The organism is Pseudomonas sp. 14P_8.1_Bac3, from assembly GCF_025466085.1.
Taxonomy (GTDB): Bacteria; Pseudomonadota; Gammaproteobacteria; order Pseudomonadales; family Pseudomonadaceae; genus Aquipseudomonas.
This window is the reverse complement of the sequence record NZ_JANLOD010000064.1, coordinates 97,920-112,750: the sequence shown is the minus strand read 5'-3', so window position 1 is coordinate 112,750 and position 14,831 is coordinate 97,920. Positions and strand designations below refer to the sequence as shown.

At 59.9% G+C, this 14,831-nt stretch carries 12 protein-coding genes and 1 rRNA gene; 7 read left to right on the top strand and 6 right to left on the bottom strand.

Annotated features, from left to right (window positions below; genetic code table 11):
* Nucleotides 1-109 precede the first annotated feature (109 nt).
* Nucleotides 110-225, top strand: a 5S ribosomal RNA gene (gene rrf, locus NTD84_RS20290).
* Between the two features lie 220 nt (nucleotides 226-445).
* Here rrf and NTD84_RS20285 read toward each other — a convergent pair.
* The 5 genes from NTD84_RS20285 to NTD84_RS20265 form a co-directional block, all read right to left on the bottom strand.
* Nucleotides 446-913 carry an SRPBCC family protein gene (locus tag NTD84_RS20285; RefSeq protein WP_262169097.1) on the bottom strand — a complete coding sequence of 156 codons (468 nt, stop codon included), beginning with the start codon at nucleotides 911-913 and terminating at the stop codon, nucleotides 446-448.
* Between the two features lie 22 nt (nucleotides 914-935).
* Entirely contained in the window at nucleotides 936-4,352 is a 3,417-nt protein-coding gene (locus NTD84_RS20280; RefSeq protein ID WP_262169094.1) for a non-ribosomal peptide synthetase, read from the bottom strand.
* 13 nt (nucleotides 4,353-4,365) lie between these two features.
* Nucleotides 4,366-5,295 (bottom strand): diiron oxygenase, encoded by a 930-nt coding sequence (locus tag NTD84_RS20275; RefSeq protein WP_262169092.1) that lies wholly within the window; start codon nucleotides 5,293-5,295, stop codon nucleotides 4,366-4,368.
* Nucleotides 5,292-6,068 (bottom strand): DUF3050 domain-containing protein, encoded by a 777-nt coding sequence (locus tag NTD84_RS20270; RefSeq protein ID WP_262169090.1) that lies wholly within the window; start codon nucleotides 6,066-6,068, stop codon nucleotides 5,292-5,294. The genes NTD84_RS20275 and NTD84_RS20270 overlap by 4 nt, the downstream gene beginning before the upstream one ends.
* 650 nt (nucleotides 6,069-6,718) lie before the next feature.
* Nucleotides 6,719-7,429 carry a GntR family transcriptional regulator gene (locus NTD84_RS20265; RefSeq protein WP_262169088.1) on the bottom strand — a complete coding sequence of 237 codons (711 nt, stop codon included), beginning with the start codon at nucleotides 7,427-7,429 and terminating at the stop codon, nucleotides 6,719-6,721.
* 197 nt (nucleotides 7,430-7,626) lie between these two features.
* On the opposite strand from NTD84_RS20265, the gene lapG reads away from it, so the two are divergent.
* Together lapG and lapD are read left to right on the top strand one after the other, a co-directional pair.
* The gene (gene lapG, locus NTD84_RS20260) at nucleotides 7,627-8,319 is read left to right on the top strand and encodes a cysteine protease LapG (protein ID WP_262169086.1); all 693 of its coding nucleotides are present in this window, start codon (nucleotides 7,627-7,629) and stop codon (nucleotides 8,317-8,319) included.
* Between the two features lie 14 nt (nucleotides 8,320-8,333).
* A complete protein-coding gene (lapD, locus tag NTD84_RS20255; protein WP_262169084.1) occupies nucleotides 8,334-10,289 on the top strand; it encodes a cyclic di-GMP receptor LapD in 1,956 nt (651 codons plus the stop codon).
* A gap of 149 nt (nucleotides 10,290-10,438) precedes the next feature.
* On the opposite strand, the gene NTD84_RS20250 is transcribed toward lapD, so the two are convergent.
* On the bottom strand, nucleotides 10,439-10,807 hold the full coding sequence (locus NTD84_RS20250) for a tryptophan synthase subunit beta (protein WP_262169081.1): 369 nt from the start codon (nucleotides 10,805-10,807) through the stop codon (nucleotides 10,439-10,441).
* 230 nt (nucleotides 10,808-11,037) lie between these two features.
* On the opposite strand from NTD84_RS20250, the gene NTD84_RS20245 reads away from it, so the two are divergent.
* Genes NTD84_RS20245 through NTD84_RS20230 form a run of 4 tightly spaced genes read left to right on the top strand, consistent with a single transcriptional unit; the run spans nucleotide 11,038 to nucleotide 14,715 of the window.
* The gene (locus NTD84_RS20245) at nucleotides 11,038-11,925 is read left to right on the top strand and encodes a TauD/TfdA dioxygenase family protein (RefSeq protein WP_262169078.1); all 888 of its coding nucleotides are present in this window, start codon (nucleotides 11,038-11,040) and stop codon (nucleotides 11,923-11,925) included.
* 17 nt (nucleotides 11,926-11,942) lie between these two features.
* A complete protein-coding gene (locus NTD84_RS20240) occupies nucleotides 11,943-12,968 on the top strand; it encodes an ABC transporter substrate-binding protein (RefSeq protein WP_262169075.1) in 1,026 nt (341 codons plus the stop codon).
* Between the two features lie 5 nt (nucleotides 12,969-12,973).
* Nucleotides 12,974-13,828 (top strand): ABC transporter ATP-binding protein, encoded by an 855-nt coding sequence (locus NTD84_RS20235; protein WP_262169073.1) that lies wholly within the window; start codon nucleotides 12,974-12,976, stop codon nucleotides 13,826-13,828.
* A gap of 20 nt (nucleotides 13,829-13,848) precedes the next feature.
* Nucleotides 13,849-14,715 carry an ABC transporter permease gene (locus tag NTD84_RS20230; RefSeq protein ID WP_262169071.1) on the top strand — a complete coding sequence of 289 codons (867 nt, stop codon included), beginning with the start codon at nucleotides 13,849-13,851 and terminating at the stop codon, nucleotides 14,713-14,715.
* Nucleotides 14,716-14,831: the final 116 nt, after the last annotated feature.

Genomic DNA, 14,831 nt, shown 5'->3' with positions numbered 1-14,831 from the left:
CAAGATTAAATTCCGAAACCCCAATTGCGAAAGCAGTTGGGGTTTTGTTTTTAGTAGAAGTCACCAATTTTGCTGGCACGTTCCGCGTAACGGGCTGGTCACAGAATTTCTTGACGACCATAGAGCATTGGAACCACCTGATCCCATCCCGAACTCAGCAGTGAAACGATGCATCGCCGATGGTAGTGTGGGGTTTCCCCATGTGAGAGTAGGTCATCGTCAAGATTGAATTCCAGAACCCCTGTTTGCTAACGCAAACAGGGGTTTTGTCTTTTCGGGATCTGCAAAACCTCCCTGTTGCATAGGTTCGTAAACCTGTTGGTAACTCAACGCTGTTACCCCAAGCTCCTCAGAAGGCATGCCCCCGCGACTCTACTCGTTGGTCAGATTGTTCGCATTCAGGCGTACGTCGACACCCTTCAAGCCGACGTTGCCCAGGCCAGCCCTACGCAAACAACTTCAACACATTATTCATCGCGTCATCGGCGAACCCTTGCACAAAATCCTTGAACCCCGGTACCGCCTCGGCACCGCCCTGGGCCGGTTCGGCGATGATGGTCCAGGTCGCCCGGGCCTTGCCTTCACCCAGCGCTTCCACCGTCATGGCCGCCCACAGATTCGCCACGCCCAGCGTGTTGTAGATCGTGGTCCACGTCATGCTTCGCGCCTGGTCATCCCGTGAGTTCAGTTGTTCGACCACCAGGTTGCCGTCCTTGAAGAATTTCTTGCGCAGGGACGACACGCCTTCCCCGGTCATTTCAATGTGCGACAGCGCCGGGATGAATTGATCGAAGCCGGCAAAGTTGCCGACCACCGCCCAGACGTTCGCGGCATCCGCCGGCACCTCAACGGAAGACACGACGTGGCAGTCTTGAGGGTTTTTGATCAGCGTATCGGGTTGCAGGGTTTTCATGATGTTGCTCCGGTTGAGTGAGTCAGATGAAATTGATTTCTTTGAGGTAATCGCAGCCGCGACGCAGCAGCGCCGGGGATTTTTCCGGGTAGTGCGCGCCCATCTGCCGCACGCCGGCCTGGGCGTTGTCGTGGCCGATCATCGAGATGTCGCCGATGTCTTCTTCAAAGCCGTTGAGGTAGAAACCGAGCACGCCGAACAACGCGTTGTCACTGTCGACCCGGCCCAGTTGCTGCTGCCAGTCGGCCACGCTGACCATGGAGAATTCGCGGCCGGCCTCACGGAAGGACGCGACGTAATCGTCCCAACTCAGCGGTTCGGGGTTGTGCAGGTTGAACACGGCTTTTTCCGCGGAATAGCGGCTGGCATGGAAGGCGATGAAGCGAGCGAGAAAGTCCACCGGCATCAGGTCGAAATTCAGCGCGAATTCCGGCACCTGGCCGAGCTGGATCGACCCCTTGAGCATCAGCATCAAACGATTCTTGTGCGGTTGGCAGACACCGGTGAGGCTGTTGAAGCTGATGTTGCCGGGGCGATAGACGTTGACCCGGACCCCACGCTCCCGCGCCCGTTCGAGAATGCGCTCGCCGACCCATTTCGACAGGTTGTAGCCGTTCTTGATGTAGATCGGCGGAGTGTGCGCGGCGGGCAGTTCAAGCACCCGGCCATCGGCGGCAATCGTGCTGGACGCCGACAGCGTCGAGACGAAGTTGAAGATCTTCTTGCTGCGCCCTTCGCACAGGCGCAGGCACTCGAAAATCGGCTCGACGTTGTCCCGCACCAGCGACGTGTAATCCAGCACGTGATTGACGTTGGCCGCGTTGTGCACCAGCGCGCCGAATTCGCGATCCAGACGCTCATAGACTTCCGGTGCGAGCCCCAGCGCAGGCTGGGTGATGTCCGCCGGGTACACCCGCACCCGACTCAAATCCAGATCCTCCAGACGGTTCTCCCGCAGTGCGTGAGCGAAGCGTTGCGCCGCCGATTGCCCGTCACCCTCGCGCACCAGGCACGCCACCTCGCTGGCACCCCAGCCCAGCAGCGCCTCGACGATGTGCACGCCGACAAAACTGTTGGCGCCGGTGACGATCACCTTGTGCACATCGCCCATGCGGCTGACCGGTAGCGGTTGCACCTCCAGTTCGCGGAAGGCATCGGCGAGGGCCTGCTCGCTCAGCACTTCTTCGGTGCCGGAACCGCGCACCAGCGTTGCCAGTTTGGCGATGGTCGGCAGCTCGATAAAGCGGTTGATCGAGATGCTGCGGCCGAAGGCTTCGCGCAACCGCAACAGCATGCGCGACAGCAGGATCGAGTGACCGCCCAGGTTGAAGAAGCTTTCGTCGGTGGAAATATCGCTGACGGGCAGCTCCAGCAGCTCGGCCCAGATCTCCAGCAGCAGTGCTTCATCCGCGCTGGCCGGTAAACGCAGCGCCGCGTTTTCAACCATGTTCACGGGCAACTCCAGCAAGGCTTTGCGATCGACCTTGCCATTGCTGGCGAACGGCATGCTCGGCAGTTCGGTCCAGGCGCAGGGCTGCATGTAGTCCGGCAGATGCTGGCTGGCGTGCGCCCTAAGTGCTTCGCGGGCGGCACCGGGGTGAGCTTCCTGAGGCTGAGCAAGGAACGCCAGAATCCGCCGCTGACGGTCGATGACCACCGCCACCTGACGGTACAACTGGCTGTCGCGCAGGCAGCGCTCAATCTCTTCCGGCTCGACCCGAAAGCCGCGAATTTTTACCTGGTTGTCCCGGCGTCCGCACAACTCGATGCCGGCGCTGGTCCACTTCGCCATGTCGCCGGTACGGTAGGCTCGCAGGTGCTCACCATTCGGCAGGCTCAGATTAAAATAACGCTCGGCGGTCTGCTGCGGGTTGTTCAAATAACCCAGGCACACACCCGGCCCGACGATGTACAACTCCCCGACAACCTGTTCGGCCACCGGTTGAAAATCTTCATCCAGAATCAGCACCTGGCTGTTGGCGATCGGCCCGCCGAGGGTGCGATTGCTGTCGCCGGTGCGCAGTTGCCGTGCGGTGATCAGCACCGTGGCTTCGGTCGGGCCATAGAGGTTGTACAGATTGCCCTGGCGGGTCAGTTGCTCGATGACATAGGGTTCGCAGACATCGCCTCCGGTCATCACGTGATCTAGGCACTGCAGTTGATCCAGCGGCAAAATGCTCAACAACGCCGGTGGCAAAAACGCGTGGGTCAACTGTTGGTGGCGGATCAATTCCACCAGTTGCAGCGGGTCGCGGCGTTGATCGTCGCTGGGCACGATCAGCTCGGCACCCTGCAGCAGGGTCGGGAAAATATCGATCAGCGATGAGTCGAAGCTCAACGATGAGAACTGCAGCGCGCGGCTCTGTTCGTTCAGTCGCACATAGTCGGCGTACCACGCGGTGAAGTGCGCCAGGTTCGCCTGGCTGAGCGAAACGCCTTTGGGATGGCCGGTGGTGCCCGAGGTGTACAGCGCCATGCAAGGCGCATCGAGGTTGGGTCGCTGGCGCATCAACGGTTGATCGAGGTCTACGTGCTCAAGGTCAATCGCGCTGATGTCCAGGCTGGGCATATCCCCGGCGAGCGGATGCTGCCCGTCATGCAGCAACAGTACGGCGCCGGCGTTCGACAAGATGTACTGCTGACGCTGCAACGGATGGCTCGGTTCCAGCGGCAGGTAGATCGCGCCGCTGCCGAGAATCGCCAGAATCCCCGCATACAACGCGCTGCATTTTGGCAGACAGATGCCGATCACCCATGGCGTGTCTTGAAGCTCAAGCAATGGTTGCAGTCGCTGCTGAATGGCGCGGCTGTGGGTGTGCAATTCGCGGTAACACAGGGATACGCCGGCCACGTGCAGCGCCGGTCTTTCGGCGGACTGGATGAAGCGCTTCTCCATGCGCTCGATCATCGGCACCTGAGCGAGTTGCAACAGCTCGGGGGCAGCGGTCGCGTTCATCTGATGGACGTAGGCGAGGCTATCCAGAAACAGCAGGCTTTCCACCCGCTCGAACGCAACGGCGCCCGCCGGTTCGGCCAGCAGAAAATAATCCGCATCCCGCGAGAAGCGACTGACCAGCAAGGCGACGTGATCGACCATTTCCGCCAGTGCGCGCAGACGCAGCGCCTGGCCGTTGCCCGAAGGCTCGTCAGCGATCGGCACCCGCGTGAGCAACGTTGAACCGAGCAGGCACAGCAGGTCCAGCGGCGGCAAACCGCAAGTTCCCGCCACGCCGACAGCCAGGCGCAACGTCAGTCGCGGTGTCCCGCTGAAGGGCTGAAACGGCAGAGTGTCGTCATCGATCAGCAAATCAACGTTGCCCGAGGGCAGTGGTTCCAGGGCCGTCACCCGCACCAGTGAATGGCCGTGTTGTTCGAGCTCCCGTGCCAGATCGGTCAGGGCCTGGCTCTGCCCGATGAGCAAAATGTCGAGACGTCTCATGATGTGCTCCTCGTTAAGCCAGGTAGTCGCTCAGGGCGGTTTGAACGCACGGCGACTCGAGCAGCGAACTGCTATGGAAAAACCGCACGATGTTGGCGACCAGCGGGTGATGGCGGTTGATCGGGAAGGCCAGCCCCGACACTTCGCTCTTAAGTGCGTGGCGCGCGGTATCGCTGACCTGCAAGGACTCGATCAGGCGGATGTCGAAGGATTTCTGGATGTCGTTGGTCAGGTAATGGCTGATGAACACCGGCAGAATCTGCGCAATGCATTGGCGGTCCTCTTCGCCTGCGGTGTGCCAGTAGATGCGCACCAACCGCGCCCAGAACCCGGAATGGCGGCCTTCGTCGAGCAAGTGATCGGCCATCAGACCCTTGATCGATTGCTTGACCGTGTCGTCCTTGGCGAATGCCGCGACATCGCCGGTCACGGTGTTCTCGGCGATGGCCACGCAAATCAGTTCCACGGCGCTGCGCAAGTGCTCCGGTGCCAGCGCCACGGCAGCCGGGATCGCGCGGCTCAACTCGATTTCATCCGGCAACTCGATCGGCGTGATACCGGTCATGGCGACGGTCTGTTGCATGAAGTCCATCGCCACCAATGCGTGGTAGTCCTCGTCGATCACTACCGTCATGGCGTCGTAGCGGCAGGCGAATGGGAACGCCACGGCGAAGCGGTTCTTGGCGATGCTGCGAGCGGTCTTGTCGACGATCTCGGTTTCGAAAATCACTACGTCGTTGATGAATTTGTAGAGCGTCTGCACCAGGGCGAAATCCCGTTGCTCCGGGCATTCGCGCAGAAAGGTATCGCTCAGTACCAGCGGCTGACGGCTGAGCGGGTAGATCAGCTTGTCGTCGTTCTCCAGCACGCGGCGCGGGCGGGTGCGGATGGTCGCCCGGCCTTCCCAGGCATCGGCGAAGGATTGGTAGTCAGCGGCGTTCATGCGTTCACCTCCGCCATGGGTTCGTTCATGTTCAGGCGCAAGCCGTTCCACAGCGCGATGCGGCTTTCCACGGCGGCGAGGGCACTGGCGTAGACGTCTTGCTCGCGTTGCGGGTCGCCGTTGACCAGCCGCGCCAGGAGTTTTTCTGCCGCCGGGCCATGGTCTTCGGAATCGACTTCGATGTGCCGCTGCAGGTAGTAGCGAAAGGTCGGCGCCTGTTCAATGCCGATACCCCAGTCGTCGAGAATGCGCTGGAACATCTGCGGAATGACGCTCTCGCGACCGTGCAGAAACGCCGCCGCGACACTGTGACCCGGTGCATGCAGTGCGGTGTGCAACGTCTGGCGCACGAATAGTGCGGCGGCCGGGTCGACGTCGACGCTTTGCAGGGCCACGTCGTAACTCACGCCTTCTTGTTGCAGGGCCACGAAACGCTCGACGGCGGCGGTACGGGCGCCCACTTCGCGCATGGCATCCAGATACAACTCGAAGTGGCTGTAATGACCGTGGGCCGGACGATTATCGGTTTCTTCACCGAGCACGATCTCGTTGATCAGTCGTGCCGCCTGCGGATCACTTGGCGGCAACCACGGTAATTGAACGCACGTCAGCTCCTGTTGCAGGCGTTTGGTCAGCGACATGAAATCCCACACCGCAAAAACATGAGATTCCATGAAACGTTGAAGTACAGAAAGCGAATGGATTTCAGAAAAAATCGGGTGCGCACTCAGTTCTGCTTTCTTCTGATCAAGACGGTCTTTAATCGATTTCATGGCGAGCCTTTAAGTGATCTGGAATGAGGTGAGGTCGGTAAGTAACGGGTGCTTAAAGTTTCCTGATGGCGAACGGTAGCCGCAGATGCGTTGAACGAAGTAAGTTACTTGTAAGACAGTTGTATTCAGCGTTTCAGCCAGTGTTCATTGGCTGGGATAAAAACTAGTACACGAACAAAGTGCTGGGCAAGTTATTTTTATATTATTTTGAAGTTCAACTTTATTGGGCGCGACAAGTTCCAATAAAACTCTTGTTCTAAGTTTTATTTGGGCGTAGTTGCTCCTTCCAACTTATATAAGTAGAAATCGAAATAAAGAGTGAATGCCTCACTCGAGCAACTTTCTATGGATGATCGCTAGTGTCATCTGAGGGGGGTGGAAGTTGGCGGGGGCACCAATACCTTCCTTTTCCCGTGGCAAGACTCCTTCCGTAGGTTCTTGATGCGGGCACAACACCGCTCATGCGGTGCATCGCCCGTCTATTTAGTTGTTGGCAGTTCAAGAGTGAGCGTAAATCAAGGCAGCCGCTATCGCCGACGTGTCATACCGTCAGTACGGGTGTCGAACTCAAGGAAAAAGAAGGAGATGCGCCGTCGGGGCGAGCGCCGGCGAGCAAGGAATATCTGCTCGCTCAGGCTTGTCGCGACGATTTATTTCGGAGTTTTTCTGCTTTTGGATTCCGCGCTGTCGAGGTAGCGGGTAATGACTTCGACGCCGCGATTGAGGTGCTGTTCGAGTAACTTCACCGAAAGATCGATGTCACGGTCTTCTGCTGCGCGCAGCAGCGCGCGGTGATCGTCCTGGGACAGTTTGCCCAGGCCCATGGCTTCCAGGTTGAAGCGCAGGAAACGCTCCTCCTCGTTCAAGCCTTCCTCGATCAGCTTCAATAGCCGACGGTTAGGTGCCCTGTGGTAGAGCGCCATATGGAACAGCCGGTTCAGCCGACCGATCTCCGTGTAATCGTGCTCGATTTCCAGTTCGTCGATGTAGCGCGCCGCCTGTTCAAAGTCGTCGGCGGTGAGCAACGGGATCGACAGGCGCAGCGCTTCGGCTTCCAGCAGGATCCGCAATGCGTAGGTTTCGGCGGCATCGCCCTGAACCAGCGGCGCGACGACCGCACCTTTATGGGCAATCACATTGAGCAATTCTTGCGCTTCGAGCTGGCGCAACGCTTCGCGCACGGGCATGCGGCTGACCCCGAACAGGTCGGCCAGGTCTTGTTGACGAAGGGCAGCGCCGCAAGGAATGCGCCCGTCGAGAATGGCGGCGCGCAGGGTTTCTTCGATGACTGAACGGGCCAGATGCGCGGGAATCGGGCTGTTCACTTTAATGCTGCTGAGAGGGTTGGGTTTCTGTGTCACTACAACGCACCCTGAATGACTGAGAAATTTGGATCCAAATGGACACTAGTGACTGCCTGTGAGGTTGTCAAACGGGCCCACTAAACAGTTCGTTTCCTAAAGTTTAGCGGGCTCCGGTGATCTCACCGTGCCATTGTCTTTTAAGCGGCTAACCTTCACCATCAATCGATTCCACCTGCCTGACTGGATGCCTCCCTTTGGCGGTACGTTTCGTAATCCCCCGGACTGTGCGCTGGCTCTGCTGCGCGTTGCTGCTGGCCGGCGTCCTGCCGGGCGGGCTGCATGCCGACTGGGATTTTTCCCTGATCAGCCGAAAGGCGCAGGCATTGTACGGGCCGTTGGGTGCCGGGCAGCAGCGGATTGATGCGTGGCAGAATCTGCTGGCCACACAAAAGCAGGTCAGCGAGCTGGAGAAGCTCAACGTGGTCAACCTGTTCTTCAATAGACAGGTGCGCTATGTCGAGGACATCGATTTGTGGCATGTGGTCGATTATTGGGAAACGCCGATCGAAGCGTTGTGGAAAGGCGCAGGCGACTGCGAAGACTATGCGATTGCGAAATACTTCAGCCTGCGCCACCTCGGCGTTTCCGCCGAGAAACTGCGCATCACTTACGTCAAGGCCGTCAGCCTGAACCGCGCGCACATGGTGCTGACGTACTATTCCAGCCCCGATGCCATGCCGCTGGTCCTCGACAGCCTGATCGATACGATCAAACCCGCCAGCCAACGAACCGACCTGCTGCCGGTCTACGCTTTCAATGCAGAAGGATTGTGGTTGCCCGGCGCCAAGGGCAACACAAAAGTGAGTGACACCAAACGCCTGTCCCGTTGGCAGGATGTGCTGAAGAAAATGCAGGCGGAAGGTTTTCCGGTCGAGACGACTAACTAGGAGCACGCGCTCAGATGTCTTTGTTCAAACAGCTGTTGATCGCAATTTGTCTGTTCCTGGTGGTCGCCTTCACCGGCAGCTTCATGGTCAGCCTCGAGAGCTCGCGGACCCAGTACGTCAACCAGTTGCGCTCCCACGCGCAGGACGCCGCAACGGCGCTGGCGCTGTCGCTGACGCCGAACATCGATGACCCGGCGATGGTCGAGCTGCTGGTCAGCTCGATTTTCGACAGCGGTTATTACGCAAGCATCCGCGTGGTCGATCTGTCGAACGACAAGACGATGGTCGAGCGTAGCGGCAGCCCGGCGGTGAATAACGTGCCGGACTGGTTCGTCAAGCTGATCGGCCTGGAACCGGCGGGCGGCGATGCGATTGTCAGCCGCGGCTGGGAGCAGGCTGCCCGGGTCGAGGTGGTCAGCCACCCGATGTTCGCCATCGCCAAGCTGTGGCAAAGCGCACTGGGCAGCCTCGGCTGGTTGTTGCTCTGCGGCGCGGTCAGTGCGGCGTTGGGTGCGGCGCTGCTGCGCCGGCAATTGAAACCGCTGGACTACATGGTCCAGCAATCCCATGCCATCGCCCGCCGGGAATTCCTCAGCCTGCCCGACCTGCCGCGCACCCCTGAATTGCGCCGCGTGGTCCAGGCGATGAACCAGATGGTCGAGAAGCTCAAGGCGTTGTTTCAGGAGCAGGCCGAGCGCAGTGAAAAATTACGCGACGAGTCCTATCAGGATTCGTTGACCGGGTTGGCCAACCGGCGCTATTTCGAGATGCAACTGAACGCGCGGGTGAGCAACCCGGAACAGGCGAGTTCGGGTTATTTACTGCTGTTGCGGGTCAAGGACCTCGCTGGCTTGAACCAGCGCAAGGGCGGTCAACACACCGATGAGCTGCTCAAGGCCGTCGGCCAGCAGCTGTCTCGCGAGTGCGCCAAATACCCCGAGACGCAGAACCTCGTCACGCGGATTCGCGGTGGCGAATTCGCCGTGCTCGCGCCAGGACTGGTGCACGCCGAAGCCCTGCAACTGGCGCAACACCTGGATACTGCCCTGGCGAGCCTGCATGCGACCGGTGCTACCGACGTGGCGGCGGTCGCCTACATCGGCCTGGCACCGTTTATTTTTGGCGACTCTCCGCAAGCGGTGCTCGGCCTCGCGGACCAGGCGCTGGCGCAAGCCGAGGGTCAGGGCGATTCACGTTGGGTGTGCCTGGATCATTCGGCGGCGGCGAGCCTTGGCGACGATCATCATTCGTGGCATCGCTTGCTTGATCAGGCGCTGAATCAGCGGCGCTTCGAGCTGTATTTCCAGCCGGTGGTGGCCAGCCAGGACACCACGCTGGTGCTGCATTACAAAGTGCTTTCACGCCTGATCGACGATCAGGGCCAGACGATTCCGGCCGGGCGCTTCCTGCCGTGGCTCGAGCGTTTCGGCTGGGCGGCGCGGCTGGATCGGCTGATGCTGGAGCGGGTGCTCGAGCAAATGGCCGGCCACGAAGCATCGCTGGCGCTGAACCTGTCTTCGGCGACGCTGACCAATCCGCAAGCGCTGGGCAAGGTCTTCGATATCTTGCGCGCGCACTCCAACCTCGCGCCGCGGCTGACCCTGGAAATCGGTGAGGAACAGCTGCCGGAGCAAGCGAAGCTGGAAGACCTGACGCGGCGCCTGCGGGACATCGGCTTCTCGTTGGGCCTGCAACATTTTGGTGGGCGTTTCAGCATGATCGGCAACCTGGCGCGGCTCGGGCTGGCGTATCTGAAGGTCGATGGCGTGTACATCCGCGCGATTGATCGCGAGAGCGACAAGCGCTTGTTCATCGAGGCGATTCAGCGGGCGGCGCACAGCATCGACCTGCCGCTGATTGCCGAGCGGGTCGAGACCGATGGCGAAATGTCGGTGATTCGCGAGATGGGGATTTATGGGGTGCAGGGGCAGTTGATCGGGGGGCCTAAGCCTTGGGATCAGGGCTTTTGAAATGAATTGTCAGTAAAGGCCGCCTTCGCGAGCAAGCCCGCTCCCACCTTGGATCTTCAGCGGGCACAGTATCTGTGTACGACCGGGAACCGATGTGGGAGCGGGCTTGCTCGCGAAGGCGTCAGAACAGGCGACCAGAAAACCAGGGATCAGATCAACCCCATCTCATCATCCTCATCCACCAAATGACTTAACCCGCCCAACGCTTCCCGCGCCTGGGACCGGTCCATCAGTTTGGCCTGCGCGGCCGCCGGCAGGTCGGTGACGCGGATCACGCCCTTATCCGTCAGCACCTGAATCAAGTCGTCGAGTACCCGGATCATGTCCAGATCGCTCTGTTTCAGTTGCTTGAGCTGTTTGATCTGCTGCAGTTGTTTCTGGCTGGTGGCGACGACCTCACTGGTGAACCAGTCCTGCAGATCGGGGTGATCGGCCGGCAGGGTTTCAGTGGATCCGGCGTAGGCCTCGGACTCCACGCGCATCAATTGGCCGTCTGCATTGCGTTGCACGTAGAACATCAAGCGTCCCTCAAGAGTTGAGCAGCGTCATCCTGTCAGCAGCATAGGCGAATTAAGCCATATGGTTATTCGCTAACGGTATTTAAATTCAGGTTCTTATACCTATAAAGTCAACCTCCTGCGTACCTGCCGACCAATCGGCGCGCCGCACGACACGAACCAACACGGGACCTCCGTGAGTTTTCGATCGACGCGCGCGCCCTTGAGCGTGCCACGCGTGGGAGTGATTTATGTCTGTTGTCTCTGCAACTCAACACATCGTGCCGCAAATCTTCGACATTCGCCCGTTCAGCGGCGCCGTCGGTGCCGAAATCATCGGCCTTGACCTGTCTCGCCCGATCAATGATCAAGACTTCGCGCGCATTCATCGTGCGCACCTCGATCATCATGTCGTGGTGTTCCGCGACCAGCGCATTACACCCGAACAGCAAATCGACTTCAGCCGCCGTTTCGGCGTGTTGCAGATCCACGTGCTCAAGCAGTTCCTGCTGGCCGGGCACCCGGAAATCCTCATCGTTTCCAACATCATCGAAAACGGCCAGTCCATCGGCCTGGGTGACGCCGGCAAGTTCTGGCACTCCGACCTGTCCTATAAAGAATTGCCGAGCCTGGGTTCGATGCTGCACGCCCAGGAACTGCCGTCCGAAGGCGGCGACACCTTGTTCGCCGACATGCACAAAGCCTGGGACAGCCTGCCCGCAGCGTTGCGCAAAGCGGTCGAAGGTCGCTCGGCGGCGCACTCTTACACGGCACGCTACAGCGAAACCAAATTCGAAGGTAACTGGCGCCCGACCCTGACACCGGAACAGTTGGCCCAGGTCGCCGAAGTCGTCCACCCGATCGTGCGCACTCACCCGGAAAACGGCCGCAAGGCGTTGTTCGTCAGCGAGGGTTTCACCACCCGCATCGTCGGCTTGCCGGAGGACGAGAGCAAGCAGTTGCTCGATGAACTCTATGCCCACAGCGTTTTGCCGCAAAACATCTACCGCCACCAATGGCAGCCCCACGACCTGGTGTTCTGGGACAACCGTTCGCTGATCCACCTCGCCGCCGGATGCCCAAGCCATCTGCGCCGCAAGTTGTATCGCACCACCATCCAGGGCGACGCGCCTTTCTGAGTTGTCGGAGATCGATCATGTCCAAACGTCTTCCATTTGCACCGCTGGCCGCGGCCATCGGCCTGGGTTTCAGCCTGATCGCCGGCAGCCTGGTGGCGCCGACCGTGGCCCACGCCGAAGGTGAAATCCGCATCGCCGAACAGTTCGGCATCGTTTATCTGCTGCTCAACGTGGTACGCGATCAGAACCTGATCGAGAAGTACGGCAAGCAGGAAGGCATCGACATCAAGGTCGACTGGACGCAGCTCTCCGGAGGTGCGGCGGTCAACGACGCGTTGCTCTCGGGCTCGATCGACATCGCTGGTGCCGGCGTTGGCCCGCTGCTGACCATCTGGGACCGCACCCACGGCAAGCAGAACGTCAAGGCCGTCGCCTCACTCGGCAACTTCCCGTACTACCTGGTGAGCAATAATCCGAAGGTCAAGACCATCGCCGACTTCACCGATCAGGACCGCATCGCGGTGCCGGCGGTGGGCGTGTCGGTGCAGTCGCGCTTCCTTCAATACGCGGCCGCCAAGCAGTGGGGCGACAAGGAATTCAATCGCCTCGACAAGTACACCATCGCCGTTCCGCACCCCGACGCCACGGCCGCGCTGATTGCCGGCGGCACTGAACTGACCGGGCACTTCTCCAACCCGCCGTTCCAGGATCAGGCGCTGGCCAATCCGAACGTGCACGTGGTGCTGAACACCTACGACCTGCTCGGCCCGAACTCGCCGACCGTGTTGTTCGCCACCGAGAAATTCCGCAATGACAATCCGAAAACCTACAAGGCGTTCGTCGAGGCGCTGACCGAAGCCGCACAATTTGCCCAGAACGATAAAGGCGCCGCGGCCGATACGTACCTCCGCGTGACCAAGGCGAAAATCGACCGTGCCGCACTGCTGAAAATCATCGACAACCCGCAGTTCGAATTCAGCGTCACGCCGAAAAACACTTACCCGCTCGCCGAGTTCCTCTATCGCGTCGGCGCGATCAAGAACAAACCGGACTCGTGGAAGGATTATTTCTTCCAGGACGCCAAGCCGCTGCAAGGGAGCTGATCGACATGAACGCCCCTTTGCAAGGCCACACGGTCAGCAAACCGAACGCAGCAGCCCAAGCGTTGCTGTCGGTCGATAATGTCAGCCTCGAGTACCGCACGCCGCAGCGTGTGGTGCGGGCGACCCACCAAGTCAGTTTTGAAATCGACCCGGCGGACCGGTTTGTCCTGCTCGGGCCGTCCGGTTGCGGCAAGTCGACATTGCTCAAGGCCGTCGCCGGTTTTATTCAGCCCGTCGAAGGTGAAATCCGTCTGCAGGGTCAGCGCGTCGATGCGCCGGGGCCGGACCGGATTGTGGTGTTTCAGGAATTCGACCAATTGCCGCCGTGGAAAACCGTCAAACAGAACGTGATGTTTCCGCTGCTGGCCTCAAAAACCCTCAAGCGCAAAGAGGCTGAAGAGCGTGCGCTGCACTACCTGGACAAGGTCGGGCTGGCGGCGTTTGCCGATGTCTATCCGCACACGTTGTCCGGCGGCATGAAGGCGCGGGTGGCGATCGCCCGGGCGTTGGCCATGCAGCCGAAAATCCTCTTGATGGACGAGCCCTTCGCCGCCCTCGACGCGCTGACCCGGCGCAAGATGCAGGAAGAATTGCTGTTGCTCTGGGAAGAGGTGCGCTTCACGTTGCTGTTCGTCACGCACTCCATTGAAGAAGCGCTGGTGGTGGGCAATCGCATTCTGTTGCTGTCGCCGCATCCGGGGCGGGTGAGGGCGGAGGTCCACAGCCATCAATACAACCTGCATAGCCTTGGCGGCGTGGCGTTTCAGGAATCGGCGCGACGGATTCATCGCTTGCTGTTCGATGAAACACCGGAAGCCGAGCGCGAGTTGGATTTTTCCGACATTCGCATCGCTTATTGAGCCATTGAGAGGATTGCCCGATGAGCCAGTCATCACCCGCCCGTGAAGAATTTGAAACCGTTTTGCAACCGCTGACCAGCGTGCCGCTGGAGCGTGAGTTGCCCCTCGGTCAGCGCCTGTGGCAACAGGGCTGGATTCGCAAAAGCCTGATCCTGATTCTGCTCGCGGTGCTCTGGGAAGTGGTCGCGCGCATCCAGAACAACGACCTGCTGCTGCCGAGCTTTCTGCAAACCACCAGCGCGCTGTACGACGGCCTGCTCAGCGGCGAATTGCTGGGCAAGGTGTGGATCTCCCTGGTGGTGCTGCTCAAGGGTTACCTGATCGGCATCGTCCTGGCATTTGCCCTGACCACCCTGGCGGTGTCGACGCAATTGGGTCGTGACCTGCTCAGCACCTTGACCTCGATGTTCAACCCGCTGCCGGCGATTGCGTTGTTGCCGCTGGCGCTGCTGTGGTTCGGCCTGGGGCAGAACAGCCTGATTTTCGTGCTCGTGCATTCGGTGTTGTGGGCGTTGGCGCTGAATACCTATGCCGGCTTTCTCGGCGTCTCGGAAACCCTGCGCATGGCCGGGCGCAACTACGGTTTGAAAGGCATGCGTTTCGTGCTGTTCATCCTCATACCCGCAGCGCTGCCATCGATCCTCGCCGGCCTGAAAATCGGCTGGGCCTTCGCCTGGCGCACGTTGATCGCCGCGGAACTGGTGTTTGGCGCGACCAGCGGCAAGGGCGGGTTGGGTTGGTATATTTTTCAGAACCGTAACGAGCTTTACACCGACAAGGTGTTTGCGGGGTTGGCGGTGGTGATTCTGATTGGGTTGCTGGTGGAGAATCTGGTGTTCGACACGTTGGAGCGGGTGACGGTGAAGCGGTGGGGGATGCAGCGTTAAGGTTGTGCCGCTTCTGCCGCAGAGGAAATCCCCGGTTTCTACCGTGGCAGGTCCGGCCCCTTCGCGGGCAAGCCAAGTTTGCTAGCATTGCGTCTGAGTCAATCCAGATCAGTCAC

Excerpts from the sequence above, each read along its gene's own strand:
- NTD84_RS20275 (WP_262169092.1), bottom strand. The coding sequence starts at position 5,295 with ATGAACGCCGCTGACTACCAATCCTTCGCCGATGCCTGGGAAGGCCGG.
- NTD84_RS20230 (WP_262169071.1), top strand. The coding sequence starts at position 13,849 with ATGAGCCAGTCATCACCCGCCCGTGAAGAATTTGAAACCGTTTTGCAA.
- NTD84_RS20245 (WP_262169078.1), top strand. The coding sequence starts at position 11,038 with ATGTCTGTTGTCTCTGCAACTCAACACATCGTGCCGCAAATCTTCGAC.
- lapD (WP_262169084.1), top strand. The coding sequence starts at position 8,334 with ATGTCTTTGTTCAAACAGCTGTTGATCGCAATTTGTCTGTTCCTGGTG.
- NTD84_RS20250 (WP_262169081.1), bottom strand. The coding sequence starts at position 10,807 with ATGTTCTACGTGCAACGCAATGCAGACGGCCAATTGATGCGCGTGGAG.
- NTD84_RS20235 (WP_262169073.1), top strand. The coding sequence starts at position 12,974 with ATGAACGCCCCTTTGCAAGGCCACACGGTCAGCAAACCGAACGCAGCA.
- NTD84_RS20280 (WP_262169094.1), bottom strand. The coding sequence starts at position 4,352 with ATGAGACGTCTCGACATTTTGCTCATCGGGCAGAGCCAGGCCCTGACC.
- NTD84_RS20270 (WP_262169090.1), bottom strand. The coding sequence starts at position 6,068 with ATGAAATCGATTAAAGACCGTCTTGATCAGAAGAAAGCAGAACTGAGT.
- NTD84_RS20285 (WP_262169097.1), bottom strand. The coding sequence starts at position 913 with ATGAAAACCCTGCAACCCGATACGCTGATCAAAAACCCTCAAGACTGC.
- NTD84_RS20240 (WP_262169075.1), top strand. The coding sequence starts at position 11,943 with ATGTCCAAACGTCTTCCATTTGCACCGCTGGCCGCGGCCATCGGCCTG.